This is a genomic window from Microbacterium sp. NPDC056057, from assembly GCF_042266945.1.
In the GTDB taxonomy this organism is placed as follows: Bacteria; Actinomycetota; Actinomycetes; order Actinomycetales; family Microbacteriaceae; genus Microbacterium; species Microbacterium trichothecenolyticum_C.
This window is the reverse complement of record NZ_JBHJWS010000001.1, coordinates 1,004,943-1,031,297: the sequence shown is the minus strand read 5'-3', so window position 1 is coordinate 1,031,297 and position 26,355 is coordinate 1,004,943. Positions and strand designations below refer to the sequence as shown.

Here is a 26,355-nt window from a genome sequence, read left to right as displayed (position 1 = left end):
CGGGTTCAGCCCTCCATCGTGCCTTCGAAGAGACCGACCGCGTTGCCGTCGGGGTCGCTGATGACGGCCCACCAGCTGGTCGGCGTGATCTCGCCCTTCTCGCGCAGCAGCTCTCCGCCGGCGGCCGTCGCCTTCGCGACGGCGTCGTCGATCGAATCGACCTCGACGTAGGAGCGGGGCTGGGTGAAGCCGTCCTCGCGCGGGGCGAGGCCGCCGCCCGAGATCTTGTTGGGCGCCTGCCACATCGGATACCCCTCGAACCCGGGGACCTCGGCGATCTGCCACCCGAAGAGGTCGGAGTAGAACGCGGTCGCCTTGCCGAAGTCGCTGACCGGGATGTCGATGTGCGTGATGTCGCCGTGAGCCATGGGGTTTCCTCTCGTTCGGCTTGGGACCCGGCCAGTCTCCGCCGCGCTCGCCCGCCCCGCAAGAGACCGCGAGAGTGCAGCTGGTGGACGAGAGGTGGGGAACCACCCACACTCTCGGCGACCAGCTGTACTCTCGCGGGAAAGGCGGGTCAGCCGGCGGACGCGGCCTCGGCGAGATGGCGCTCGATGGCGTCGATCGCAGGACGCTGACCCTTCACCAGGCGGTCGCGGGCGGTGCCGAGGGAGGTCCATTCCGCGCGGTCGACCTCGGGGAAGCGCGCCGTCTTCCCGGAACGCGGCGGCCACTCCAGCTCGAACTCGCCGAACTCGAGGCCGTCGAGCGAGAACCCGGTCCCGTCGGCGATGAACACGGTCACGCGCTTGCCCGACGAATACGCGAACGTGCCGAGTTCGGCGTAGGGCGGCTCAGGCGGATCGATGCCGAGCTCTTCGCGGAACTCACGGCGCGCAGCATCCAGCGCGCTCTCCTCCCCCTCGGTGAACTCGCCTTTGGGGACGGACCACGCGCCGGCATCCTTGCTGGCCCAGAACGGCCCGCCCATGTGTGCGATGAGCACCTCGGGTTCGGGCGCGATCCGGTAGAGCAGGATGCCGGCGCTGGTGATCACGGCTCAGACGATACGGGTCTTGGGCGACACCGTGTAGGTGTCTTCGGGGTCGCTGAACACGACGTCGCCGAGGGCGGTGTCGATCGCCGCGAGCGTGTCGGCGTCGAGCACGACACCCGAGGCCTTGACGGTCTCGGCGAGCTGCTCGGGACGGGATGCCCCCACCAGCGCGGACGCGACGTTCTTGTTCTGCAGCACCCACGCGATCGCGAGCTGCGGCATCGACAGGCCCGCCTGCTCGGCGACCGGCTTCAGGCGCTGGACCGCCTCGAGCACGTCGTCGCGGAGGAAGCCTTGGATGAAACGGGCGCCGCTCTTGTCGTCGGTCGCGCGCGAGCCCTCGGGCACCGGCTGACCCGGCAGGTACTTGCCCGAGAGCACACCCTGCGCCATCGGCGACCACACGATCTGCGAGATGCCGAGCTCCTCCGACGCCGGCACGACCTTGCCCTCGATGACGCGCCACAGCGCCGAGTACTGCGGCTGGTTCGAGATGAGCTGCACGCCGTAGCTCTTGGCGAGGGCGTGGCCCTCACGCAGCTGCTCGGCCGTCCACTCCGAGACGCCGATGTAGAGCGCTTTGCCCTGACGCACGACGTCGGCGAAGGCCTGGAAGGTCTCTTCGAGCGGCGTCTCGTAGTCGAAGCGGTGCGCCTGGTAGAGGTCGACGTAATCCGTGCCGAGGCGCTTGAGCGACCCGTTGATGGACTCGAAGATGTGCTTGCGGCTGAGGCCGGTGTCGTTCGGCCCCTGGGGGCCGGTCGGGAAGTAGACCTTCGTGAAGATCTCGAGGGACTCGCGGCGCTGACCCGAGAGCGCCTTGCCGAGGACCTCCTCGGCGGCCGTGTTGGCGTAGACGTCTGCCGTGTCGAATGTGGTGATGCCGGCGTCGAGCGCCGCGTGGACCGTCGCGATGGCGGCCGAGTCGTCGACCTGCGAGCCGTGAGTGACCCAGTTGCCGTAGGTGATCTCGCTGACCTTGAGACCGCTGTTTCCGAGGTACCGGTAATTGACCATGAGAAAACGCTACCCGCCCCGATGGGTGCATCGGGACGGGCAGCGTCGCTGGGATCAGACGACCGGTGCGGTCTCGTCCTCGGTGGCGTCGTCCTCAGCGGGCGCGGTGCGCTCGCCGGACTCCGCGTCGATGGACAGGGCGCGGGCCTCCTCGTCGAGATCGGCCGCGGCCTGCTCGAACTGCGAGTTGTAGAGGCGGAAGTACGCACCCTTCGCCGCGATGAGCTCGTCGTGCGTGCCCTTCTCGACGATCCCGCCGTTCTCCATCACGAGGATGAGGTCGGCGTCGCGGATCGTCGACAGGCGGTGCGCGATCACGAACGACGTGCGTCCTTCGCGGAGGGCCGCCATCGCGTGCTGCAGCAGCAGCTCGGTGCGGGTGTCGACGGAGCTCGTCGCCTCGTCGAGGATGAGCACCGAGGGCTGCGCGACGAACGCTCGCGCGATCGTGATGAGCTGCTTCTCGCCCGCCGAGATGTTCGACGCGTCCTCGTCGAGGAGCGTGTCGTACCCGTCGGGCAGCGAGTGCACGAACCGATCGACGTAGGTCGCCCGCGCAGCGGCGAGGATCTCGTCGTCGGTGGCGTCGGCCCGACCGTAGCGGATGTTCTCGCGGATCGTGCCGGCGAACAGCCACGGGTCCTGCAGCACCATGCCGGTCTCGGCGCGGATGTCGCGGCGCGTGAGGTCGGCGATGTTCTGCCCGTTGAGGAGGATGCGACCGCCGTCGAGCTCGTAGAAGCGCATCAGCAGGTTCACGAGCGTCGTCTTGCCGGCACCGGTCGGACCCACGATCGCGACCGTCTGCCCCGGCTCGACCCGGAACGACAGGTCGTGGATGAGCGGCCGGTCAGGCGAGTAGGAGAAGGCGACGTCCTGGAATTCGATCGTGCCGTCGCCCTCGACGAGCGCCGGGGCGTCCTCGGCGTCGGGCTCCTGCTCGGGCTCGTCGAGCAGTTCGAACACGCGCTCGGCCGAGGCCGTGCCCGACTGCACGACCGCCGCCATGCCGCCGAGCTCGGCCAGCGGCTGCGTGAACTGCTGCGAGTACTGGATGAACGCCTGCACGTCGCCGAGGCGCAGCTGGCCGCCCGCGACCATCAGCGCGCCGAAGACCGCGATGCCCACGTAGGTGAGGTTCCCGATGAACATCATCGCCGGCATCATGATGTTCGACAGGAACTGCGCCTTGAACGAGGCCTGGTACAGCTCCTCGTTCTCCTCGCGGAACGCCTCGCGCGACGCCTGCTCGCGGCCGAACACCTTGACGAGCGCATGCCCCGAGAACGACTCCTCGACACGCGCGTTGAGCCGGCCGACCTTGCGCCACTGGATGCCGAACGCCTTCTGCGAGCGCGGCCCGATGACGCCGAACAGGATGCCCATGAGCGGGAAGCTCACCAGCACCACGAGGGTCAGCTGCCACGAGATCGTCAGCATCATGATGAGCACGCCGATCACGGTCAGCACGCTCGTGAGGGCCTGCGACAGCGACTGCTGCATCATCTGCGTGATGTTGTCGATGTCGTTCGTGACGCGCGAGATCAGCTCGCCGCGCTGTACGCGGTCGAAGTAGCGCAGCGGCAGGCGATTGATCTTCGCCTCGACCTCTTCGCGCAGACGCCACATGACGCGCACCATGATCACGTTGATGACGTAGCCCTGCAGCCACATCAGGAGCGACGACGCGAAGTACAGCCCCAGCACGATGAGCAGCACGCGGCTGAGCGCCATGAAGTCGACGCCGGCGCCGGGCACGAAGTGCTCCATGGCCGAGACGATGTTGGCGAGGTCCTGCTGCCCCGAGGCCTCCAGCCCCGCGACGACCTGCTCCTTGGTCATCCCCGCGGGCGCCATCGACGAGACGACGCCCTCGAAGAGGATGTTGGTCGCCTCGCCGAGCACCTTCGGCGAGAGCACCGCCAGCACGACGCCGATCGAGCCGAGGATCGACACGAACACGAACGCCCAGGCGTTCGGGCGCAGCAGCCCGATCAGCCGGCGGAAGGCGGGCCAGAAGTGCGCGGCCTTGCCCGGGGCGACCGCGCCGCTCCAGTCGTCGGCCGCGATGCGCGCCTGCTCGCCGAGCTCGATCTCGGCCTTCTCCTCGGCGCTCAGCTCGGCCACGGCCTGGCGCACGCGTCGCCGGGTCTTCTCGGTGTTGTTCTCATCGCTCATCGCGCGACCTCCGCTCCGAGCTGGGATTCCACGATCTCGCGGTACGTCTGGCTGGTCTCGAGCAGCTGCTCGTGCGTGCCGATGCCCACGATGCCGCCGTCGTCGAGCACGACGATGCGATCGGCGTCGGTGATGGTGGAGACGCGCTGCGCGACGACGATCTTGGTGACATCGGGAAGCTCGCGCCACAGCGCCTGCCTCAGCCGCGCATCGGTGGTGAGGTCGAGCGCCGAGAACGAGTCGTCGAACACGAGGACGCGCGGCTGGTGGACGATCGCCCGCGCGATCGCGAGCCGCTGCCGCTGCCCGCCCGAGACGTTCGTGCCGCCCTGGGAGATCGGGGAGTCGAGCCCGGCGTCCATCTGGCTCACGAAGTCGCTCGCCTGGGCGATCTCGAGCGCACGCCAGAGCTCGGCGTCGGTCGCGTCCTCGCGGCCGAACCGCAGGTTCGACGCGATGGTGCCCGAGAACAGGAACGGGCGCTGCGGAACGAGCCCGATCGTGCCCCACAGAGCGTCGAGGTCTGCCCGCCGCACATCGACCCCGCCGATCTCGACGACGCCGTCGGTGACGTCGAAGAGCCGGGGGATGAGCGAGATCAGGGTGGTCTTGCCCGCGCCGGTCGAGCCGACGATGGCGACGGTCTCGCCCGCGTCGGCGCGGAAGCTGATGCCCGAGAGGATCGGGTGCTCGGCGCCGGGGTAGGTGAAGGCGACGTCGCGGAACTCGACGGTGCCCGGCGCCGGGAACTCGCCGACCGCGTCGGACGGACGCTCGAGCGACGAGTGCGTGTCGAGCACCTCGCCGACGCGCTCGGCCGACACCGCGGCGCGCGGGATCATCAGGGTCATGAAGCTCGCCATCATGACGCCGGAGAGGATGATCATGGCGTACTGCATGAAGGCGAAGAGCGTGCCGATCTGGATCTCGCCGCTGTCGACCTGCATGCCGCCGAACCAGATCACGCCGATCACGGTGACGTTGAGGATGAGCATGACCGCGGGGAACAGCACCACGAAGAGGGACCCCACCTTGCGGCCGACGACCATGATGTCGGTGTTGGCCTCGCGGAAGCGCTCCTCTTCGATCGGTTCGCGGACGAACGCCCGGATGACGCGGATGCCGGTGAGCTGCTCGCGCATCACGCGGTTCACGCCGTCGAGCTTGCCCTGGTAGCTGCGGAACAGCGGCACCATGCGGGCGATGACGATGCCCGCCACGACGAGGAGCACCGGCACGGCGACCGCGATGATCCAGGCGAGGCTCGCGGCCTGCTCGATCGCGAGCACGATGCCGCCGATCGCGAGCAGCGGCGCCGTGACGAGGAACGTCGCGCCCATCATCGCGAGCATCTGCACCTGCTGCACGTCGTTCGTGTTGCGGGTGATGAGCGAGCCGGCGCCGAAGCCGGTGACCTCGCGCTCCGAGAAGCCCGAGACGCGCTCGAAGATGTCGTCGCGGATGTCGCGACCGAGGCTCATCGCGGCGCGCGCCGCGAAGAACGTCGCGATGATCGACGCGACGATCTGGCCGAGCGACACCGTCAGCATGACGATGCCGGTGCGCCAGATGTAGTCGGTGTCGCCCTTGGAGACGCCGTTGTCGATGATGTCGGCGTTGAGGCTCGGCAGGTACAGCGAGGCGACGGCGGAGGCCGACTGGAACAGCAGCACGCCGAGCAGCAGCCAGCCATACGGTTTGAGATATCGGACGAGGAGTTTTGCCAGCACGAGAGTTCTCCCGGACGCGGCGAAGCCATGGCAAGGCTCCGCCTCTGCGGATCTGAGGGTGCCGACCCACCTTCGCACGGGCCGCCGACATCGCGGCAGTCCCGTTCACTGAGGGCGGAACGGGGGGCGTGGCCGCCTCCCACCGGCGACCCGCCGGTCACTCTAACACGATATATCGCGACGCACGAGACCGCTCCCATCCCGTGCGCCCACGGCGACGGGAGGGACAGCGGATGCTGCGGCTACGCCTCCGCGCCCTGCGCGATGTCTGCGCGCTCGCGCCAACTGCGTGCCGTGACGCGATCGAGCGCCACCTGGCGACGCAGCGCGTCCGCCTTCTCGTAGAGCGAAGGCTCGCCCCAGCTCGTGAGCACTTTCACGAGCACGGGCAGCAGCTCGATCATGAAGAACAGCCCGGCGATGAGCCAGTGGGCCCACGCGAGGATCGGCTCGCGGTCCGACAGTCGCTCGAGCCCGCTGATCTGGCTCAGGAGGCCCACCGCGCCGGAGTTGCCCCCGGCGATCTCCGCCGCACGGGCGTCGTACGCGGCGAGCGCCGCCTGGTACTGCTCGCGCGCACCGGGCAGCTCGTCCTTGGCCTGCTGCTTGTTCGTCGCCTCCGATGCGCCGGCGTCCGCCGTGCCGGCTGCCTGCGCGGCGGCGAGATCCGCCTGGGCCGCCGTCAGCTGGGAGTTCAGGTCGTCGTACGCCGCCTGGGCGGCCGCGAGCTGCGCCTCGGCGGCATCCGAGCTCGCGCCTTCGCCGGCGACGCCGCTGCATCCCTGCACCTCACCGGCACCCTGTCCGGTCAGTTCGCACTGATAGATCGCGCGCGCCTGGTCGATCACCTGCTGCTGCGCGGCGAGCTTGGCGGTGAGGTCGTCCACGGTCTGCTGCGCCGATGCCGTCGACGCCGACGTGGTGTCGGCGCCCGCCACGACACCGCTGGCGGCCTGGCTCTCGAGCGCCGCGACACGGTCGCTCGCGGCATCCAGCGCCTGCTTCTCGGGACCGGCGGTGACGGCATCCTGATCCGACTGCGCCTGCGTGATGTTGGTCGCGTTCACCTCGCGCGCGATGTCGTTGTGGAAGATCTGCAGCACGAGCGGCTCGGCCACCACGATGCCGATGACGGCGGCCATGATGACACGCGGGATCGCGAGGGCGATCAGCCGCCCGATGCTCTGCGACGAGCGCATCGTCGAGGTGAGGAAGCGGTCCAGGTTGAAGATGATGAGCGCCCACACGATCGCGAGCGGCAGCGCGCCCCATGCGACGATCCGCACCCCCGTGGTGAGCGCGAAGTACATGGAGATCGCCGAGATCAGGGCGGTGCCCGCGATCACGAAGAACATCTGCACGAAGCGCGGCGTCTCGGTCGGCACCTCGTCGAGCACCGACCCGTCGGCGCCGCCGAGGATCGCGAGCTTGCGCCAGCCCGAGGTCCGCTCTCGACGCGGGCGCTTCGCACGCTTCGCGCGGACGGGAGGAACGGATGCCTCCCCCACGGGCTCTTCGTCGCGCACGGGCTCGTCGCGCACGGGCTCATCCGCACGGTGCTCGTCGATCGCGCCCCACTCGCCGATCGTCGTCGTCTGCTCCGCCACGACGGGCTCGGCCACGGCCACCGGCTGCGTCGGGTTCATCGCGAGGGCGTCCTCGAGGAGGTCCTTCGTCACGGGGAACGGGTCCTCGGGGCCGTCGTCGTCGGGGCGCTGGTCGGCCCCGGGCTCACCGGCCGCCTGCTGGGCGCGCACGTCGTCGAGGTACAGATCCTCGGTCTGCTCGCCGTCCGCCTCGAACTCGATCCGGCCGTCGGAGCCGAACCGGCCCGGCCGGTGTGCGGAGTAAGAAGACATCCGCACACCATAGAGCGGGCAACCTGTGCGGCAGGTGTATTAGAGAAGCGTGAGATCCAGGATGCCGCGCGCCGCAGCATCCCTCATCTCAGTCCTCGAGCGGGGTGGCCGCGGCGACCGCCTCGTCCTCCTCGGTGGCGACAAGCTGGCCGCACGCGCCGTCGATCTCCTTGCCGCGGGTGTCGCGGAGGGTCGTCGGGATGCCGGCCTCGTTGAGGCGCCGCACGAACTCGTTCTGCACCGAGACGTCGGACGCGGTCCAGATCGAGCCGGGCGTCGGGTTCAGCGGGATGGGGTTCACGTGCACCCAGCCGTGGCCCCGGTCGTTGAGCTTCTTTGCCAGCAGATCGGCGCGCCAGCCGTGGTCGTTCATGTCCTTGATGAGCGCGTACTCGATCGAGACGCGGCGGCCGGTCTTGTCGAAGTAGGCGCGCGCGGCGTCGAGCGCCTCGTCGACCTTCCAGCGCGAGTTCACCGGGATGAGCTCGTCGCGCAGCTTGTCGTCGGGCGCGTGCAGCGAGAGGGCGAACGTGACGGGGATGTCTTCGTTGGCGAGCTTCGTGATCGCCGGCACGAGGCCGACGGTCGAGACCGTGATGCCGCGGGCGCTCATGCCGAGGCCGTGCTGCTTGTCGGTCATCACGCGCACCGCCTGCATGACGCGCGCGTAGTTGGCGAGCGGCTCGCCCATGCCCATGAAGACGATGTTCGAGACGCGCTCGGCGGAGTGGTCGTCCTTCTTCTTGCCGCCGAGGCCCCCGTCGGCGATGAGGCGGTTGGCGCGAACGACCTGCTCGACGATCTCGGCCGCCGACATGTTGCGGGTGAGGCCGGCCTGTCCGGTCGCGCAGAACGGGCAGTTCATGCCGCAGCCTGCCTGCGACGAGACGCACAGCGTGATGCGGCCCGGGTAGCGCATGAGCACCGACTCGACGAGCGCGCCGTCATGCAGCTTCCACAGGAACTTGATGGTGTCGCCGCGGTCGGTCTCGAGGCGGCGCACCTCGGTGAGAAGCGGCGGCAGCATGCCGTGCACGAACTCCTCGCGGCCGTCGGCGGGAAGGTCCGTCATGTCGGCGGGGTTGTGCGTCCAGTGCTGGAAGTAGTGCTTCTCGAGCTGCTTCGCGCGGAAGCCGGGAAGCCCGAGCTCCTTGACCTTCTCGACGCGCTGCTCGGGCGTGAAATCGGCCATGTGCACCGGCGGCTTGCCGCGCTTCGGACTCGCGAACTGCAGGAGGGGCCGACCCTCGGCATCCTTCTTCTGCGTCCATCCCTCGGTCGCCGGACGCACCTGCTTCGGTTTTGTCGTGCGCACAGGGGAATCGGTCATGCGTCCAGGGTACGCGGAGACGTCTGGACAGAGGCCGATCCGCGGGCCCGGACTAGGCTCACCCTGTGGTCCCTGCCGAGAACCTTCTCGCCTTCACGCTCGCCGCCCTCGTCCTGATCGTGATCCCGGGTCCGAGCGTGCTCTTCACGATCGGGCGCGCGCTCGCCCTCGGCCGCATCGGCGGGCTGCTCAGCGTGCTCGGCAACGCGCTCGGCCTGCTGCCGATCATCGGCCTCGTCGCGATCGGCGTCGGCGGCATCGTCGCGCAGTCGGTCGTGCTCTTCACGATCGTCAAGGTCGCCGGCGCGCTCTACCTCATGTACCTCGGCGTGCAGGCGATCCGCCATCGCCGGCGGGCTGCTGCCGAGGCGAACGGCGGCGCACTCCCCCGCTCGGCGTGGCGCCAGCTCGGCGAAGGTTTCGTCGTCGGAATCACGAACCCCAAGACGATCGCGTTCTTCGTCGCGGTGCTCCCCCAGTTCGTCGACCTGAACGCAGGCATGGTGCCGCTGCAGATGATCGAGCTCGGACTCGTCTTCTTCGTCATCGCCCTCATCTCCGACGGCATCTGGGCGCTGATCGCGGCCGGCGCGCGCGAGTGGTTCGGGCGCTCCCCGAAGCGCATCTCCACCCTGTCGGCGACGGGCGGCGGCCTCATGATCGGCCTCGGCGGCATCCTCCTCTTCACTGGGAACAAGCACTGACATGACAACGGTCCCCACGCCCCCTCCAGACGCCGCTGGCGCGTCGCCCGGAGCCTCCGGGCGCGTGGGCCCAGCTGCGACTCCGCCCCCTGCCGACCGCCGCCGGATCATCTTCCTCGACGTCGACGGCACCCTCCTCGAGCACGGCTCGCACGTGTCGCCCTCGACCGGACCTGCCATCCGCGCGGTGCGCGAGGCCGGGCACCTGGTGTACCTGAGCACCGGCCGGTCGGCCTCCGACATCCATCCCGATGTCGCCGAGATCGGCTTCGACGGCGCGGTCACCAACTCGGGCGCGCTGGTGGTGTCGGGCGGAGAGGTGGTCGTCGACCGCCCGCTGTCGCCCGCCGCGACGGACCGCATGCTCACGGCGCTGCGGAGTCGAGGCATCCGCTACTTCCTGCAGACCCGCGATGCGGTCTACGCGAGCGACGACATGGCCGAGCTGATGCGCGACTACGCGGCGGCGCTCGAGGCGCGTGAGGCGGCGGGCCAGCAGGTGCGGCCCGAGGACTCGCTCGTCGGCCTCGCGCAGCGCACGTTCCCCGGCGTCGACGAGGCGGACCTCACCCGCATCGACAAGGCCGTCTTCGTGAGCGACCACCCCGAAGGCCTCGACGAGCTGAGGGAAGACCTCGGCGACGAGTTCCTGATCGTGCCGGGGAGCATGCCGCTGCCGGGCGGCTCGAACGGCGAGATCAGCGAGCGCGAAACGACGAAGGGGTCGGCGATCGAGCTGCTCCTGGCGCACCTGGGCATGGACGCCGCCGACGCGATCGCGGTGGGCGACAGCTGGAACGACATCGAGATGTTCCAGGTGTGCGGCGTCTCGGTGGCGATGGGCAACGCCCAGCCCGAACTCAAGGAGCTCGCCGACTTCGTCACGACCGACGTGCTCGACGACGGCATCGCGAACGCGTTCCGCCGCCTCGGCCTGATCTGAGGCCCGGACCGCTCAGCCCGCGGGCGCGGCCGTCGATGCGCGCAACACCAGCTCGGTCGCCAGCTGGACCTGCTCAGGAGGTGCGCCGCGCTCCATCTCGAGTGCGACGCGCAGCGACTCGCGGCCGAGCAGCCCCCAGTCCTGACGCACGGTCGTGAGAGGAGGCGCGAACATCTCGGCCTCGTCGATGTCGTCGAATCCGAGGACCGATACGTCCTGCGGAATCCGCAGACCGGCCTCGATGATCGCGCGGTAGGCGCCCAGCGCCATCTGGTCATTGGCCGCGAAGACGGCGGTGGGGCGCTCCTCGGCGAGCAGCTGCCGCATCGCCCGGTAGCCCGAACCGGGACTCCAGTCCCCCGGTCGAGCAGCGGGAAGCACGCGTCCGCGTTCGGTGACCACGTCGCGCCACGCGTCGAGGCGCGACGCCGCGGAGAACGAGCCGGGCGGGCCGGTGATGTGGTGCACCGTCTGGTGGCCGAGGTCGAGCAGGTACCCCACCGCCTGGCGCGCGCCGACGAGCTGATCGAAGTCGACGGTGGCGACGCCGTCGACGAGCGGCGGGCCGAGGATCACCGCCGGCACCCCCTCGGGCAGCTGCAGCGCCTCGTCGACCCCGAACGGGGCCGGGAGGATGACGATCAGGACGTCGACCGCCATCTCGCCCAGTCGTGTGAAGGCTCCGTTGGCCGCCTGCCCGGAGGAAGCGGCCAACGGCATGAGCGTCGTCGCGTAGCCGCTCTCGGCGGCCCGCTCGGAGATCTCCTCGAGCGAGCGGTGCGTGCCCACGGAGTGCAGGCTGTGATAGACGACACCGACGGTGCGGAACGACCCGCGCCGGATGGCGCGGGCCGCCGCATTGGGGCGGTAGCCCAGCTCACGCATCTTCGCGAGCACGAGCTCGCGCTTCTCGGGCGCCACATTCGGCTCACCGTTCGCGACGCGGGAGACCGTCTGCACCGATACGCCGACGGCCTGCGCCACGTCACGCAGCGAGGTGCGGCGTTCCTGCACTCTCAAACCCCTCGGAAGGCGAAGTCGAACACGAGGTCCCCGCTGGTCGGCAGGTGGTACTGCGCGAGCGTGCGCGCACCCCACGCGTCGTCGCCGCCCACGCCGCGCCGCATGAGCGCGGGCCGCAGCACGGTGCGGTGGATCGGCGGCAGCTCGGTCTGGTGCAGGGCGTTCTCCACTTCGTCCGGCGTCCACGGCAGTGCCGAGAACTCCATGCCCCCGGCGGACTCGACGCGCAGACCGGCTCCCCTGCCGTCGGTGACCTCGGCCCACCGCACGCCGGTGCGGCTTCCCGCCTCCTGCGGACGCAGATAGGGGGTGAGCTCCGTCGTCACGTCGCGATCGTACACGCCCAGGCGTGCGCCGCCGCGGCGGTCGACGTAGCACTCCTCTGGCCCCTCGCCGTACCAGCGCAGCCGGCGGAACTCCGGAAGCGTGGTGAGCAGCATCCCGAACTCGGGCAGGCTCGGCAGGCCCTCGACCAGGTGCAGCGTCTGCGTCACCTCGACCCTTCCGGCGCCGTCGACGCGGTACGAGACGTCGCACGTCGTGGCCGGCCGGGTCGGCAGCTCGTACTCGTACGTCACCGTCACAGAGGTGCCGTCCTGCTCGACCCGCGTGCGGGTCAGCGGCTCGCGCACCCGCCCGTAGCGGCTGGCGAGCAGCCACTGGCCGTCCTCGAAGTGCGCCTCCCACCCGCGCTCGTTCGACGTGGGCGCGTGCCAGAAGTGCGGCCGCGGCATCCCCTTGAGCAGCTCTCGCCCGCCGTCCGACGTCATGCCGAACCGATAAGAGGTGAGCCCGCCGTACAGCGTCGAGAACAGGGTGCTGAAGCCGGCACCGCGCACCCCGATGTTGTGCGCGCCGCGGATGAGCTCGGGCGCCGGCGCCGTGACCCGCGCCGGCGGCGCTCCGACCCGCACGACCCGCTGCTCGTACGCGACCTCGTGTCCTTCCTCGGCCCACGCCGTCGCCGCGCGCAGGCGGAACGACACGTCGATCGCGTACTCCCCCGGCGCGGTCGGCACCGCGATAGGGAGGGCCACGCGACCGGTGTCGCCGGCCGCGATGTCGGTCTCGACCTCTTCGCGGCGCAGCATCCGTCCCTCGCGCGAGAGCGTCACGACGCAGCGGTACGCGGCGCTGGACGTCGAGAGCAGACGGTTGTGCACCGTGAAGCCGTCGTCGTCGATGCGGATCTTGAAGCCTTGGTAGAGGTATGCGACCTCCTGGAGCTTCGGCGTCGGCGAGTGATCGGTGAAGAAGATGCCGTTGCCGCAGAACTCGGCGTCGTTCGGGGAGTCGCCGAAGTCGCCGCCGTAGCCGTAGTACTCCTTGCCGTACCGGTCGGTCAGGGCGATCGCCTGGTCGGCGAAGTCCCAGATGAACCCACCCTGGAACAGCGGCTCGCGGTAGGCCAGCTCGATGTACTCATCGACGGCGCCGAACGAGTTGCCCATGGCGTGGGCGTACTCGCACAGGATGAACGGCTTGTCGCGGCGGCGGCGCAGGTACTCCTCCACCTCCGCGGCGGGGGTGTACATCTGGCTCGCGACGTCGGTCGTCTCCTCGTAGCGCGGGTCCCAGAACACGCCCTCGTAGTGCACCAGGCGGCTGTCGACCCCGCGGAAGTACGCCGCGACGTCGCGAAGGTTCGTGCCGCCGAACGACTCGTTGCCGCACGACCACATCACGACGCTCGGGTGGTTCTTGTCGCGCTCGAACATGCTCGTGGCGCGGTCCAGCAGCGCCGGCCGCCACTCGGGGCGGTCGCCCGGGACGGCGTCCTCGACCGGCGCGCCGAGCTTGCGGATGCGATCCCACACGCCGTGGCTCTCGAGGTTCATCTCGTCGATGACCATGAGGCCGTGCCGGTCCGCGAGCTCGTAGAACACGGTGCTGTTCGGGTAGTGGCTGGTGCGCACGGCGTTCACGCCGACGGCCTTGAGGGCGAGGAGATCGGCCTCGATCTCGGCCGCGGTCTGCACGCGCCCGGCGAGACCGAACTCGTGCCGATTCACCCCGAAGAAGACCACACGCCGCCCGTTGAGCTTCATCAGCCCGTCCTCGATCGCGAAGCGCCGCACGCCGACGCGCTGCACGATGACCTCGGTCACCTCGCCCGCGATGTCCCGCACCTCGATCTCGAGGTCGTACAACCACGGATCCTCCGGGCTCCACAGCCGGGGATTCTCGAGATGGATGCCGAAGCCGCGGTCGCCGCGGGGCTCGAGCTGTCCGATCCCGGCGAGGCGGGCAGCGACGCTCCCCTCCCCGCGCAGATCGATGCGCAGGGCGATGTCCGCGGTCGCGGCGTCGGGAGCGAGGTCGACGTCGATCCGGAGGTCTTCGACGTGCGCACGGGGACGGCGGTACAGGACGACGTCGCGGAACAGCCCCGAGAACCGGAAGAAGTCCTGGTCCTCGAGCCACGAGCCGCTGGAGAACTTGAACACCTGCGCGGCGAGCTTGTTCTCCCCCTCGACCAGCGCGTCGGTCACGTCGAACTCCGACGGCGTGAAGCTGTCGGTGGCGTACCCGAGGTAGCGCCCGTTCAGCCAGACCGCGATCGCGCTCTCGGCGCCCAGGAAGCTGATGCTCACGGACTCGCCGTCCTCGACCGGCCGGTCGAGGACGAAGCTCTTCACGTACGAGGCGACGGGGTTGTAGCGCTCGGGCACCTCGCCCGGGTCGATCTGCTCGACGCCGTCCCAGGGGTACTGGACGTTGACGTACTGCGGGCGGTCGTAGCCGTGCAGCTGGATGTGCGCGGGGACCGGGATGTCGTCCCAGCTCTCGCAGTCGTACTCCGGGTGGAAGAAACCGGCCGGCGCGGCGGCGGGGTTCTTCGCGTAATGGATCTTCCAGCGGCCGCTGAGCGACTGCTCGTAGCCGCTGTCGCCGTTCGCCGCCTCGGCCGCCGTCCGGAACCAGCGATGGTCCGAGTGGGCGGGCCGGCGGTTCTCCTGGACGAACCGGGGATCCGCGATCCGCGTGGCGTCGAACATCACGCCCTCCTCTCCGAAGCTCTCGGTCTCGATGTCGATGGCGTCGAGGGTCACTTGACCGCCCCCGTGATGCCCTGCGCGAACTGCCGCTGCAGGAGGAGGAACACGATCATCGTCGGCAGCGACGACAGCAGCACGGCGAGCATCAGCACGCCGTAGTCGGTGACGTACCCGGCGCTGATGTTGGCGGTGAGCATCGGCATCGTCAGGACGCTGTTGTTGACGAGGATCACCTTCGGCCACAGGAAGTTGTTCCACGCCATCATGAATGTGATGACGGCGGCGGCCGCGAAGGTCGACTTCATCGTGGGGACGTAGATCCGCGCGAAGATCGACAGCTCGCTCAGCCCGTCGATGCGAGCCGCCTCGATGATCTCGTGCGGGAACGACCGGGACGCCTGCCGGAACAGCAGGATGAGGAACGGGGTCGAGATCATGGGGATGACGACGGCCCACAGCGAGTTCACCATCCCGACGCGCGCGAACAGCTGGAACAGCGGGATCATCGTCGCGGCGAACGGGATCATCATCGCGAGCAGCAGGATCGCCATGACGACGTCCTTGCCTTTGGAGTGATAGACCTCGAAGCCGTAGCCGGCGATCGAGCACACCGTCAGCGCGAGGATCGTCGTGCCCACCGCGATGAGGAACGAGTTCGTCATCGCGCCCACGACGTCCTGCGTCGAGAAGAGCACCGCGATGTTCTCGAAGAGAGCGGTGCCCGGCAGCATCCGTGACGACAGCACGTCCTTGCTGGTGTTCGTGGCCGAGACGGCCATGAAGTACAGCGGGAAGACCGAGAACAGGGCCCAGATCGCCAGCAGGGCGTACCCGGGAAGACTGCGGAGCTTGTTAATCACGCTTGTCACCGACCTTCATCTGGATGAACGAGAGGATGGCGACGAGCATGAGGATCACGTACGAGATCGCCGCGGCATAGCCGAAGTTGGGGTTCTTCTGGAACGACACCTCGTAGAGGTAGTGCGCCATCGACATGGTCTGGTGGGCGGGGCCGCCCTGGGTCAGCGCCCACGACTCGTCGAACATCTGCAGGGTGCCGTTGATCGACAGGATCGCCGTGAGCACGATCATGGGCTTCAGCTGCGGCACGGTGACGTACCAGAACGTCTGGAAGGCATTCGCCCCGTCCATGCGGGCCGCCTCGATGCTGGACTGGTCGATGTTCTGCAGGGCTGCGAGGTAGAAGACCATGTTGTAGCCGGTCCAGCGCCAGAGCAGGCCCAGGATGATCACGAAGCGCGCGGTCTCGGGCTGGCCGAGCCAGTTGATCGGGCCGCCGATGGCACCGATCGACATGAGCATGTCGTTGACGAAGCCGTCATTGGCGAAGAGCGTCCGGAACACCAGCGAGTACGACACCAGCGACACGGCGCAGGGCAGGAAGATCGCGGTCCGCCACACCGCCTTGAACCGGAGCTTCGGGTTGTTGAGCAGGTTCGCCAGCACCAGTGCCAGCGCCAGCATGATGGGCACCTGGATGATCAGGTAGATGAACGTGTTCGTCAGCGTGAGGCGGAAGACGTCGTCGTTCAGCAGGCGCTCGTAGTTGTACCAGAGCGGATCGGCGAACTCGAGGCGCGTGCCGCGTCCGGTCTGCAGCGACAGGACGAAGGCCTGCGCCATCGGGATGAAGCTCATGAAGAGGATGAGCAGTGCGGCGGGGAGCAGGAACCCCCAGCCGGTGAGGCTGCGGCGGCGGGCGTTGTTGAGCCACGGCTTACGGTCGCCGATGTAGTTGTTCAGCGGCGGCGGCTGATTGCGCCTGCCCGCGGTCTTGGTGCGCGTCTTCACGTCGGAGGCCACGGCGTCGTCTCTTTTCCTTGGGCGGTCAGGGCCACGGTTCCGGTCCGGCGGGGCGGGCTTGCCGCCCCGCCGGACCGTCTCGCGTGGTTACTCCATCGCGAACTCGACGTTGGCCTGCGCCTCTTCGAGCGCCGTCGTCATGTCGGTGCCGCCCATGATCTGCGTCATGGCCGTGCTCACCGCGTCGCGCGCCTCGTAGTAGTACGCACCCGTGTTGTTCGACGGGACCTCCGGGCCGAACTTCACGACGTCGGCGAAGATCGGCTGACCGCCGAAGAACGCGATCGGCTCGTTGTAGACGTCGCTGTCACCGGCCGGGATCCAGTTCGCGACCGCGCCGGCCTTCGGCAGGATCGTGTCGTACAGCTCGGTCGAGCCGGCGAAGGTCGCGGCGAGGAAGTCCGACGCGAGGTCGACGTCGGCCGTCGACGAGATGGCCCACGACGAGCCGCCGTTGGCGGAGTAGTTCGTCGCGCCCGACACGCCGTCGAGCTTCGGGAGGTTGGTGACGGCCCACTTGCCGTCCTGGTCCTCCGCGGTCTGGATCGAGCCGACGATCCACACGCCGTTGATCGTGCCGCCGACGGTGCCGTTGACGAGCGTGCCGATGTACTCGTCCCACGAGTTGACCTCGACGAGCACGCCCGCCTCGACGAGCTGCGTGTACATGTCGATCGCGTCCTCGAGCGCGGCGTTGTCGACGATCGTGGGGTTGCCGTCGTCGTCGAACAGGCTGGCGCCGGCCGACTGCAGCATCATCATCGGGATGTCGGCGGAGCCGGCCTGGCCCGACAGCAGCGGCTGCCCGGTCTTGGCGAGCACGTCCTTGCCGATCGTGAGGTACTCGTCCCACGTGATGTCGGTGAAGTCGTCGACGGTGTAGCCGGCCTGCTCGAGCACGTCGGTGCGCAGCGCCGTGATCGCGGTGCCCGCGTCGAACGGCACGCCGTAGTTCACGTCGTCGATGGTGGAGTAGTCGACGACCGACTTCGGGAACTCCGAGAAGTCGATGTCGGAGTCGCTGAAGTCCGAGAACAGGTCGGGGTAGTTGATCCCGTTCTTCTGGAACGCGTTGTTCTGCATCAAGAAGATGTCGGGCAGCTCGTCGAACGCCTGCGACTGCGCGATCGTCGTGAGCTTGGTCTGGAGGTCGTCCCACGGCACCTCGACGATGTCGAGCGTGAAGTCGGGGTGGTCCTCCTGGTAGACCTTCTCGGCCTCCTCCATCGCGTAGATGTTGAAGGCGGGGTCCCAGGTCCAGACCGTGAGCGTCTCGTCTCCTTCTCCCTCGCCGGAGCCGCCGCCCGACCCGCTGCAGGAGGTCAGGGTCAGCGCGAGGGGAACGGCGAGCACGAGGGCTCCCGCGGTCAGCTTGGTGAAGCGCTTCATGGGATTGCAGATCCTTCCATGGATTCCGTGACGCCGAAGCGGTGCCCCGGCGGCGAGACGCCCCGCACGTGGTGCCGTGCAGAGCGTGGGGCGGATCAGTCGTCGGCGCGTCGGAACGCGCGTCGGAACGAACAGAGACACATCCGGAAGTACCGCGGCGATGCGGCGTCGCATCGTTGTGCTCTCCGGTGAGCACGCCGTCCTCTGATTCCGAAGGAAAGCTAACACTGGTAACGTCACCACGCCAGTGTTTTAGCGGATTTTCATTTTTTGAGAATCATCCTCGCCAACGCCGTCGCGCAAGGTCGCCGACGGCGCCTTCGGCGTGCGTGCCGAAGGCGCGGAGGGCGGACGGATGCTGCGGCGCCAGCGTCGCGGCGCGCGCCGCGTGCGTCAGGCCTCGGCCGCGGGGGCCTCCGCGCCGAGGTTCACGAGGTTGCCGGCGGGGTCGCGCACCTGCGCGACGCGCTCGCCCCACGGCATGTCCTCCGGCGGCTGGATCGGGTGCCCGCCGGCGCGCACCCACGCCCTGAATGCGCGATCGACGTCGTCGACGTAGAACCACAGTGCGACCCTCTCGCCGCCGCCGGGCGGCACAGCGTCCTCGTCGCGGCCGATCCCGAGCGGGACCCCGTCGATCTTCAGCGACACGTACGCGTCGGCGCCGTTCGCGTCGGCGAACCGGTAGTCGACGACCCCGCCGAGCGCGCGCTCGTAGAAGCGCACGAGCTCGGGGAGCTCGCGTGCCAGCAGGATCGGGAACAGGCTCCGCACCGCCATGGCCCCACGCTACGCCGCCGCACCCGCGCGAGACAGGGGATCCTCACCGAGACCGAGGGCGACGCCCCCGGTCTCGCGGCGAATCCCCGGTTTCAGCGAGACCTGGGACTCGCCGCCGAGGTCAGTCCAGGAAGATGTCGGGGAACAGCGCCTCGTCGGGGGTGCCGGGAACCGCGGCGTAGCCGGAGAAGTCGGTGACGCCGGAGGCCTCGAGCACGTCCTCGACGATGAGCGTGTGCCCGGTGTACTCGCGCGAGGGCCGGGTGAAGACCTCGTACGCCGCGTCGGCGTAGATCTCGGGGGTGCGGCTGACCTTCATCATGCGGTCGCCGCCGAGCGCGAACTTCACGGCCGCCGTGGCGATCGTGGTGCGCGGCCACAGCGTGTTCGCGGCGATCCCCGCCTCGGCGAACTCCGCCGCCATCCCCAGTGTGACCATCGTCATGCCGTACTTCGCGAGCGTGTAGCCGGTGTGCCCGCCGAGCCACTTCGGCGACAGGTTGAGCGGCGGCGAGAGCGAGAGGATGTGCGGGTTCGCAGCATCCTTCAGGATCGGCACGGCGGCCCGCGAGAGCATGAACGTGCCGCGCACGTTGACGTCCTGCATGAGGTCGTACTTCTTGGCGTCGAGATCGAGCGAGCGCGACAGGTCGATGACCGACGCGTTGTTCACGACGATGTCGATGCCGCCGAACTCGCCCTGCGTCTTGAGCACGGCCTCGGTGACGTCGTCGTCGTTGCGCACGTCGCCGACGATCGGCAGCGCGTTGCCACCGGCCGCGCGGATCTCGTCGGCCGCCGAGTGGACGGTGCCCTCGAGCTTGGGGTGAGGGGTGTCGGTCTTCGCCAGCAGGGCGATGTTCGCACCGTCGCGGGCCGCGCGCAGCGCGATCGCGAGGCCGATGCCGCGGCTGCCGCCCGACATCAGGATGGTCTTGCCGGCGAGGGGCTTGTCGCTCATCTCGGGATCTCCTCGGTCTGGAAGTCAGGAACGGGACTTTGCGGATGCCGCGGCGAAGGCCGCGACGCGCGCCTTCGCCTCGTCGGTGTCGAAGCGGGCACCGATCGAGCGGGCCTCGTCGTCGAGGTTCTCGGCGAACGAGCGCCCGGCTCCGGTACGGACGAGGCGCTTGGCCTGCCCGAAGGCACCGGCGGCGTTGTCGAGCCAGAACCGCGCCACCGCTTCGGCGCGCGACGCGACGTCGGCGGCCGGGACGACCTCGGTCACGAGGCCCCAGTCGAGGGCGGTCGGCGCGTCGATGGTGAGGTCCTGCAGCAGGAGCTGCAGCGCTCGCCGCTGCCCGACCGCAGCCGGCAGCAGCGTCGAGACGCCGAGGTCGGGGGTGAGCCCGATGTTGGCGTACTTGCTGACGAACTTCGAGTGCTCGGACGCGACGATGTAGTCGGCGGTGAGCATGAGCCCGAGTCCGCCGCCCGCGACCGCGCCCTGGACTGCGGCGACGACGGGCGTGGAGGACTCGACGAACGTGCGGATGCCGTCGTGGATCGTGTGGGCCGCCCCGGTCACGTCGGCGCCGGAGGCTCCGGAGGTCGCCATCTCGATGACGTCGCCGCCGGCACAGAAGGCCGGGCCCGCAGCATCCAGGATGATGGCCCCCACCGACTCGTCGGAGGTGAGCTCGTGCGCGACATCGCGCCATCGGGCGCCCATCTCGAAGCCCATGGCGTTGAGGAACGCCGGCCGATTGAGGGTCACGCGCGCGAGGGCGCCGTCGCGCGTGACGAGGATCGAGTCGCTCATGCGGTCTCCTTACTTGGGGGCCATGTGACCGCCACGATGGCGGATCATCGAGGAGCCATTCGAATCGAGCCGTCGAGGCGGATGGTCTCGCCGTTGAGGTAGCCGTTGTCGACGATCGACATCACCAGGCGGGCGTACTCGTCGGGCTTGCCGAGGCGCTGCGGGTACGGCACCTGCTCGCCGAGGGAGTCCTGGGCGGCCTGCGGCAGGCCCATCAGCATGGGGGTCTCCATGATGCCGGGCGCGATCGTCACGACGCGGATGCCGTAGCGCGCGAGCTCACGGGCGATCGGCAGGGTCATGGCGTGCACGCCGCCCTTCGACGCCGAGTAGGCGGGCTGGCCGATCTGACCGTCGAACGCCGCGACGCTGGCCGTGTTGACGATGACGCCACGGTCGCCGTCGGCGGTGGGCTCGGTCTTCGCGATGACGGCGGAGGCCTGCGAGATGACGTTGTACGTGCCGATGAGGTTCACGCGGATGATGCGCTCGAAGCCCTCCAGCGGCGACGGGTTGCCCTCGCGGTCGAGCACCTTGGCGGGCGGGGCGATCCCCGCGCAGTTCACGACGACGCGGAGGGGACCGGATGCTGCGGCTGCGGCGACTGCGGCCGCCACCTGTTCCGGGCTCGTGACGTCGGCCGGCGCGAACGATCCCCCGAGCTCTGCGGCGAGGTCGGCGCCCGCCGAGGTCGGCAGGTCGACGATCGTGACGGTCGCTCCCGCGGCGGTGAGCCGCCGGGCCGTGGCGAGGCCGAGTCCGCTCGCGCCACCGGTGACGAGTGCGGCGGTGCCCGTGAGGTCCATGGATTCTCCTTCGAAGTCCGGATTCTGCGGAACCGCGTATCAGCATACGCGGGACTGAGTCCCATCGCTCACCGGCCGGCGACGCGACGGGACCAGGCTAACGGGCGGTCGTGAAGACCGTCACGGTCCGATCTGCGGGCCGATGCGCGTCATGGCCGAGATGCGATCGATCAGCTCGGCGGGCCGTGCCAGCAGCAGCCGTGCCTCGCCACGCGCGGTCAGGTACTCGACCAGCCGGGTGGTCGCCTGCGCGTCGCCTCGGCGGTAGCCCGAGAGGTAGTGCTGAGTCGCGCGCCATTCGAGGCGCTGGCCGTCGAGCGTGGTGATCACGACGAGGAAGGTGGGGGTCTCGGCCGCCTCGCCGGTCTCCAGACCGCCCGCCACGCCGCCGAGCAGCGCTGCTGCCATGTCGGAGACGGCGGGATACGGCCACCAGGTCGCCGGCGGATCCACCGTCACCGAGTGCACCTGGGTCCACGGCACGAACTGCGACCGCGGATCGCCGATGTGGCGCGAGAGCCCGTCGGGCGAGAGCCGCACGTGCCGCGCCGCGGTGTCGCCGATCGCGACCGCGGGCTCGTCGCCCTCGAGCGCCGTGAGGGGTCCTCGGCGGCGGGTGGCGCGCGTGGTGGGCATGCTCCCATCCCACCATGCCGCGCCCTCGAGTCCTGATCCCGGCAGGATGGGAGCGTGTCGATCCCCGTCGAAGACATCGAAGTCCCCGAACGCGTGCGGGTGCTCGCGCGCGGCGCGGAGCTCACGCCCGTCTGGGTCAACGAGCTCGGCGGCACGACGTTCCGCACCGACGACGGCAGGTACCTCAAGTACGGCCCGCGCAACGCCGAGACGTCGTTCGCGGGCGAGGCGGAGCGGCTGCGGTGGGCGGCGCGGTACACCGCCGTCCCGCGGGTGCTCGAAGCCGGAGGCGACGACACCCACGAATGGATCGTGACGGCGGCGCTCCCGGGCCTGTCGGCGGTGGACCCGCGATGGATCCCGGTCCCCCCTGCCCCTCCACTCGCCGCTGGCGCGTCGAGCGGAGCCTCTGGCGGCGGGGGCCTGGCTGCGACCGCCGTCCGCGCGGTCGGCGAGGGTCTGCGCGCGCTCCACGACGCTCTGCCTGTGGACGACTGCCCCTTCGACTGGGGCGTGCCCGGGCGCATCGCGAACGCGCAGGGGCGCGGCATCCGTGTTCCCGATGAGTTCCGCGAGGCGCCGCCGATCGAGCGGCTCGTCGTGTGCCATGGCGACGCGTGCTGTCCGAACACGCTGATCGGCGACGACGGCCGGTGGAGCGGGCACGTCGACCTCGGGGCGCTGGGCGTCGCCGACCGCTGGGCCGACATCGCCGTGGCGTCGATGTCGACGGCGTGGAACTATGGCGAGGGATGGGAGGACGCCCTCATCGAGGCGTACGGGATCGAGCCCGATCGCGAGCGCCTGTCGTACTACCGGGAGCTGTGGAACGCGACATGACCGAGATCACCGGGAACGTGTGTGACATCGACGGCAAGCCGAACCTCGTGATCCTCCGGCGCTTCCGGGCGACCGCCGACGAGGTGTGGCGTGAGCTCACCGAGTCCGCGCGGCTCGAGCGGTGGATCGGCCGCTGGGAGGGCGATCCCGCGACCGGGCACGTCACGTTCTTCATGACGGCGGAGGATCCGGATGCCTCGGGCGAGGAGTACACGATCCTCGAGTGCGACCGCCCGAGGCGGTTCGCCGGCGACACTTCGGCCGGGTCGGGTGCGTGGCACCTGTGGTTCGAGCTCGCCCCGGACGAGCACGGCGACACCGTGCTCACGTTCGGCCAGCGCCTGGGCCCCGAGGACGAGGTCGGCTCGATCGGCCCGGGTTGGGAGTACTACCTAGACCGGCTGGTCGCGGCGCAGGCAGGCGTCGCCGTCGACACCGTGAACTGGGACGACTACTTCCCCGCGCTGCAGCCCGGCTACGAGCGGCTGGTCGCCGGCGGCTGATCGCGGGGCGCGCTCAGGACCAGACGAACCGGAACGTGCCCGCCGCGAGCGCGGCGCCGATCGCGAGCGCCATGATCACGGTGCCGCCCAGCAGCGCCACGGCGTCACGGGGGTGCAGGCGCGACGGCCGCGCCCACGTGCGCGGGATGCCCGAACCGAAACCGCGCGCCTCCATCGCCATCGCGAGCTTCGTGCCGCGGCGCACCGCGAAGACGAGCAGCACGAAGGCCATCGAGAAGAACCGGCGGACGGCGCCGCTGTCGCCGACGCCCCGCGCCCGGCGTGCGAGGCCCATGCTGCGCCAGTCGTCGAGGAAGAGCCCGAGCGTACGGGTGCCGGCGAGCACGCCGAGCACGAAGCGCGACGGCAGCTTCGCGACCTGGGCGAGCGCGTCGGCGAGCTCGGTCGGGTCGGTGCGGCCGAACAGCAGGATCGTCGGCAGGGCGAGGGCGAGCACGCGCAGGCACACCGCGATCGCCAGGGCGATGGAGTCGTCGCTGATCGTGGCGTACCAGAACGACCAGTAGACGGTGCCGCCGGGCTCCGCGTACAGCAGCATGCTGAGGCCCGCGACCGGCGCGAAGACGAGGATGGGCAGCATCCGTTTCAGCACCGTCGCGGCGGCCAGGCCCGTCAGCGGGATGCAGGCGAGCTGGAGCACGATCGCGACGAGGGCGCTGGTGGCGTCGATGGACGCGAAGAGGGGCACCGAGAGCAGCAGCGCGAGCACGATCTTCGTGACCGGATTCACCCCGTCGAGCCAGGCGCGGGGCGCTGCCGCGACCTCGGCGGTGCGCGCATCGACGGCGGTCACGATCCCACCCCCGCCGGAACAGGAGCGCCGAGCTCGATGCGGTGGCCGCCGAGGTGGCGCAGCACGTCCTCGTCGTGGGTGACGGCGACCACGGTCGTGCCGGCGGCGATCTCGGACTGCAGCAGCTGCACGAGCTCGACCCAGCCGCGGCGGTCCTGGCCGAAGGTCGGTTCGTCGAGCACGATCACCGGGGGTGCGTCGGCGAGCACGGTCGCGACCGAGAGCCGGCGCTTCTGCCCGCCTGACAGCGTGAACGGGTTCGCGGCGGCGAGCGGCGCGAGGTGCAGCCGCTCGAGCAGCTCGTCGACGATCTGGTCGACGGCGGCCGGGTCGACGCCGCGCGAACGCGGCCCGATGGCGAGCTCGTCACGCACGGTCGAGGCGAGGAACTGGTGCTCGGGCTCCTGGAACACCGTGCCGATGCGCGTGAGCAGCTCGCGCGACGTCCACTTCGAGGGGCGCCGGCCGGAGCGGCCCGCGAGTTCCGGTGCGGACTCGACGCGGCCCGCCGCCTCAGGCAGCAGCCCCGCGAGCGTCAGGGCGAGCGTGGACTTGCCGGCGCCGTTCGGCCCGGTGATCACGGTCGCGGCCGCGCGCGGCACGGCGAGGTCGAGCCCGGCGCGCACGATCGTGCGGCCGTCACGGGAGATCGAGAGAGCGGATGCCGCCACCGCCGTCGGCGCGTCGGCCCGGGTGGAAGCGAGGACCGGCAGGTCGACCGGGTGGGCCGGCACCCACACGCCGGCCGCGGCGAGCGTGGCGCCGTGGCGCGCGAACACCTCGGCGGGCGTGCCGTCGGCGAGGAGGCCGCCGTCGGCCCCGACCACGATGACGCGGTCCATGAGATCGGCCCACACCGCGGTGCGGTGCTCGATCACGACGAGCGTCGCGCCGGTGTCGCGCACCGCACGCTCGACGGCGTCGCGCACCTCGCGGACGCCGTCCGGGTCGAGGTTGGCGGTGGGCTCGTCGAGCAGGAGCACCCCGGGCCGCATCGCCAGCACCCCGGCGAGGGCGAGGCGCTGCTTCTGTCCCCCGGAGAGCGCCTTGGTCGGCCGGATCAGCGGCACATCGAGCCCGACGGCGTCGAGCGCCTCTGCGACCCGAGCGGGGATCTGGGCGGCCGGAACGCCGAGGTTCTCGCAGCCGAACGCCACGTCGTCGCCCACCTTCGACAGCACGACGCCGGCGTCCGGGTCCTGCAGCACGAGCCCGACGCGACCGCGGTGCGCCTCGGCGCGCTCGCCGTCGATGAGGAGCGTGCCGGTCTCGTCCCCCTCGTCGGCGCCGCCGAGGAGACCTGCCATGCCGGCGAGGAGCGTCGACTTGCCCGCGCCGGATGCGCCGAGCAGGAGCACGCGCTCCCCGGGCTCGATCGTGAACGAGACGTCGTGGACGGCCGCGGCCCGGCGTCCGCCGTAGCGCCACCCCCAGCCCGCCGCGGTGATGCGGGCGGGGCGGGTCGCCGTCACGTCAGACCTCGCGGCGCGCTTCGCGTCCGACGGCGAAGCGGTTGAGGGCACCGGTCGCGGCGAGCCCGCGCACGGCGATCCAGCCGACGAGGCCCGCGAGCAGCGCGCCCGAGACCGCCAGCGAAACCAGGTAGATCACGTTGAACTCGAGGGTCTTCAGGATGTTCGGCGAGCTGCCGTAGAACAGCTCGAACACCCAGGCGCCCACCGCGGCGCCGACGCCGGCGAGCATCGCGACGGGCAGCGTGAAGCGGCGGTAGAGGAAGATCGCGAACACGAGCTCGGCGCCGAGGCCCTGCACGATGCCCGAGAAGAGCGTCGAGACGCCCCACACGTTGCCGATGAGCATCGACACGAGCGCGGCGATCACCTCGACGAGCAGCGCGGCGCCCGGCTTGCGGATGACGAGGCCGCCGATGACACCGCCGATGAGCCAGATGCCGACGGCGATGCCGCCGAGACCGGGGGTGAGGCCGTCCATGGCGACGAACCAGGTGCCGCCGATGGTGTTCCAGGCCCAGAAGACCAGGCCGATCGCGACGCCGAGCACCGCGGCGACGACGATGTCGACGACCCGCCAGCGGAGGCTGCGCGGGGCCTTCGAGTGAGCCGCAACGGGGGTGGATGCGGACGTGGACGCGTGCATATGAGCTCCTCCCTGCGCCGGCATGATCCGGATCAGGTTCGACGGTCGAAGCGTGGATCGCTTCCTCTCAGCCCGGCTCACCGGACTCCCGTGGTGTTGACGA

At 70.0% G+C, this 26,355-nt stretch carries 24 protein-coding genes and 1 riboswitch; of the genes, 4 read left to right on the top strand and 20 right to left on the bottom strand.

The genetic code is table 11. The features are described from left to right. Positions 1–5: 5 nt before the first annotated feature. The 7 genes from ACFC1K_RS04420 to rlmN form a co-directional block, all read right to left on the bottom strand. Positions 6–368: a VOC family protein gene (locus ACFC1K_RS04420; RefSeq protein WP_310286161.1), complete on the bottom strand. Its 363-nt coding sequence runs from the start codon at positions 366–368 to the stop codon at positions 6–8. Positions 369–517: 149 nt separating this feature from the next. Further along, on the bottom strand, positions 518–997 hold the full coding sequence (locus tag ACFC1K_RS04415; protein ID WP_310286163.1) for an NUDIX domain-containing protein: 480 nt from the start codon (positions 995–997) through the stop codon (positions 518–520). Positions 998–1,000: 3 nt separating this feature from the next. Further along, complete coding sequence (locus tag ACFC1K_RS04410) at positions 1,001–2,014, bottom strand: aldo/keto reductase family protein (RefSeq protein ID WP_045298419.1); 1,014 nt, start codon at positions 2,012–2,014, stop codon at positions 1,001–1,003. A gap of 54 nt (positions 2,015–2,068) precedes the next feature. Beyond that, entirely contained in the window at positions 2,069–4,192 is a 2,124-nt protein-coding gene (locus ACFC1K_RS04405; protein ID WP_310286165.1) for an ABC transporter ATP-binding protein, read from the bottom strand. Next, positions 4,189–5,922: an ABC transporter ATP-binding protein gene (locus tag ACFC1K_RS04400; protein ID WP_375870601.1), complete on the bottom strand. Its 1,734-nt coding sequence runs from the start codon at positions 5,920–5,922 to the stop codon at positions 4,189–4,191. Before ACFC1K_RS04400 ends, ACFC1K_RS04405 begins: the two co-directional genes overlap by 4 nt. Positions 5,923–6,164: 242 nt before the next feature. Beyond that, a complete protein-coding gene (locus ACFC1K_RS04395; RefSeq protein WP_375870600.1) occupies positions 6,165–7,781 on the bottom strand; it encodes a DUF4407 domain-containing protein in 1,617 nt (538 codons plus the stop codon). A gap of 88 nt (positions 7,782–7,869) precedes the next feature. Continuing rightward, positions 7,870–9,111, bottom strand: coding sequence for a 23S rRNA (adenine(2503)-C(2))-methyltransferase RlmN (gene rlmN / locus ACFC1K_RS04390; protein ID WP_375870599.1), 1,242 nt, complete (start codon positions 9,109–9,111; stop codon positions 7,870–7,872). 65 nt (positions 9,112–9,176) lie between these two features. Here rlmN and ACFC1K_RS04385 point away from each other — a divergent pair, with 65 nt between their 5' ends. Both ACFC1K_RS04385 and ACFC1K_RS04380 read left to right on the top strand, forming a co-directional pair. Next, positions 9,177–9,815 carry a LysE family translocator gene (locus ACFC1K_RS04385; RefSeq protein ID WP_375870598.1) on the top strand — a complete coding sequence of 213 codons (639 nt, stop codon included), beginning with the start codon at positions 9,177–9,179 and terminating at the stop codon, positions 9,813–9,815. Between the two features lie 64 nt (positions 9,816–9,879). Beyond that, the gene (locus tag ACFC1K_RS04380) at positions 9,880–10,758 is read left to right on the top strand and encodes an HAD family hydrolase (RefSeq protein WP_375870597.1); all 879 of its coding nucleotides are present in this window, start codon (positions 9,880–9,882) and stop codon (positions 10,756–10,758) included. A 12-nt stretch (positions 10,759–10,770) separates the two neighbouring features. Here the strand turns inward: ACFC1K_RS04380 and ACFC1K_RS04375 are convergent, their stop codons facing one another. The 10 genes from ACFC1K_RS04375 to ACFC1K_RS04330 form a co-directional block, all read right to left on the bottom strand. After that, complete coding sequence (locus ACFC1K_RS04375; RefSeq protein WP_310286173.1) at positions 10,771–11,772, bottom strand: LacI family DNA-binding transcriptional regulator; 1,002 nt, start codon at positions 11,770–11,772, stop codon at positions 10,771–10,773. 2 nt (positions 11,773–11,774) lie between these two features. Then, positions 11,775–14,834 carry a glycoside hydrolase family 2 TIM barrel-domain containing protein gene (locus tag ACFC1K_RS04370; protein ID WP_375870596.1) on the bottom strand — a complete coding sequence of 1,020 codons (3,060 nt, stop codon included), beginning with the start codon at positions 14,832–14,834 and terminating at the stop codon, positions 11,775–11,777. Continuing rightward, entirely contained in the window at positions 14,831–15,640 is an 810-nt protein-coding gene (locus ACFC1K_RS04365) for a carbohydrate ABC transporter permease (protein ID WP_310286177.1), read from the bottom strand. The genes ACFC1K_RS04370 and ACFC1K_RS04365 overlap by 4 nt, the downstream gene beginning before the upstream one ends. Beyond that, on the bottom strand, positions 15,633–16,604 hold the full coding sequence (locus tag ACFC1K_RS04360; RefSeq protein WP_375870595.1) for a carbohydrate ABC transporter permease: 972 nt from the start codon (positions 16,602–16,604) through the stop codon (positions 15,633–15,635). Before ACFC1K_RS04360 ends, ACFC1K_RS04365 begins: the two co-directional genes overlap by 8 nt. A gap of 87 nt (positions 16,605–16,691) precedes the next feature. Next, positions 16,692–17,993 carry an ABC transporter substrate-binding protein gene (locus tag ACFC1K_RS04355; RefSeq protein ID WP_375870594.1) on the bottom strand — a complete coding sequence of 434 codons (1,302 nt, stop codon included), beginning with the start codon at positions 17,991–17,993 and terminating at the stop codon, positions 16,692–16,694. 393 nt (positions 17,994–18,386) lie between these two features. Continuing rightward, positions 18,387–18,773, bottom strand: a complete 387-nt coding sequence (locus ACFC1K_RS04350; protein ID WP_375870593.1) for a VOC family protein — start codon at positions 18,771–18,773, stop codon at positions 18,387–18,389. A 121-nt stretch (positions 18,774–18,894) separates the two neighbouring features. Beyond that, the gene (locus ACFC1K_RS04345; RefSeq protein ID WP_375870592.1) at positions 18,895–19,734 is read right to left on the bottom strand and encodes an SDR family oxidoreductase; all 840 of its coding nucleotides are present in this window, start codon (positions 19,732–19,734) and stop codon (positions 18,895–18,897) included. A gap of 24 nt (positions 19,735–19,758) precedes the next feature. Then, positions 19,759–20,535 carry an enoyl-CoA hydratase/isomerase family protein gene (locus ACFC1K_RS04340; protein WP_375870591.1) on the bottom strand — a complete coding sequence of 259 codons (777 nt, stop codon included), beginning with the start codon at positions 20,533–20,535 and terminating at the stop codon, positions 19,759–19,761. Positions 20,536–20,579: 44 nt separating this feature from the next. Beyond that, positions 20,580–21,341 (bottom strand): SDR family NAD(P)-dependent oxidoreductase, encoded by a 762-nt coding sequence (locus tag ACFC1K_RS04335; RefSeq protein WP_375870590.1) that lies wholly within the window; start codon positions 21,339–21,341, stop codon positions 20,580–20,582. 120 nt (positions 21,342–21,461) lie between these two features. Continuing rightward, on the bottom strand, positions 21,462–21,977 hold the full coding sequence (locus tag ACFC1K_RS04330) for a hypothetical protein (protein ID WP_375870589.1): 516 nt from the start codon (positions 21,975–21,977) through the stop codon (positions 21,462–21,464). A 54-nt stretch (positions 21,978–22,031) separates the two neighbouring features. On the opposite strand from ACFC1K_RS04330, the gene ACFC1K_RS04325 reads away from it, so the two are divergent. Both ACFC1K_RS04325 and ACFC1K_RS04320 read left to right on the top strand, forming a co-directional pair. Next, the gene (locus tag ACFC1K_RS04325; RefSeq protein WP_375870588.1) at positions 22,032–22,817 is read left to right on the top strand and encodes a phosphotransferase; all 786 of its coding nucleotides are present in this window, start codon (positions 22,032–22,034) and stop codon (positions 22,815–22,817) included. Then, positions 22,814–23,320 (top strand): SRPBCC domain-containing protein, encoded by a 507-nt coding sequence (locus ACFC1K_RS04320; protein WP_310286189.1) that lies wholly within the window; start codon positions 22,814–22,816, stop codon positions 23,318–23,320. The genes ACFC1K_RS04325 and ACFC1K_RS04320 overlap by 4 nt, the downstream gene beginning before the upstream one ends. Positions 23,321–23,333: 13 nt before the next feature. Here the strand turns inward: ACFC1K_RS04320 and ACFC1K_RS04315 are convergent, their stop codons facing one another. The 3 genes from ACFC1K_RS04315 to ACFC1K_RS04305 all read right to left on the bottom strand — a co-directional run bounded on the left by ACFC1K_RS04315 (position 23,334) and on the right by ACFC1K_RS04305 (position 26,252). After that, complete coding sequence (locus ACFC1K_RS04315; protein WP_375870587.1) at positions 23,334–24,134, bottom strand: energy-coupling factor transporter transmembrane component T family protein; 801 nt, start codon at positions 24,132–24,134, stop codon at positions 23,334–23,336. Further along, positions 24,131–25,606, bottom strand: a complete 1,476-nt coding sequence (locus tag ACFC1K_RS04310; RefSeq protein WP_375870586.1) for an ABC transporter ATP-binding protein — start codon at positions 25,604–25,606, stop codon at positions 24,131–24,133. The genes ACFC1K_RS04315 and ACFC1K_RS04310 overlap by 4 nt, the downstream gene beginning before the upstream one ends. 1 nt (position 25,607) lies before the next feature. Then, on the bottom strand, positions 25,608–26,252 hold the full coding sequence (locus ACFC1K_RS04305) for an ECF transporter S component (protein ID WP_375870585.1): 645 nt from the start codon (positions 26,250–26,252) through the stop codon (positions 25,608–25,610). Continuing rightward, a riboswitch (TPP riboswitch) is annotated at positions 26,245–26,354 on the bottom strand. Its footprint overlaps the gene before it by 8 nt. Between the last annotated feature and the right edge of the window lies 1 nt (position 26,355).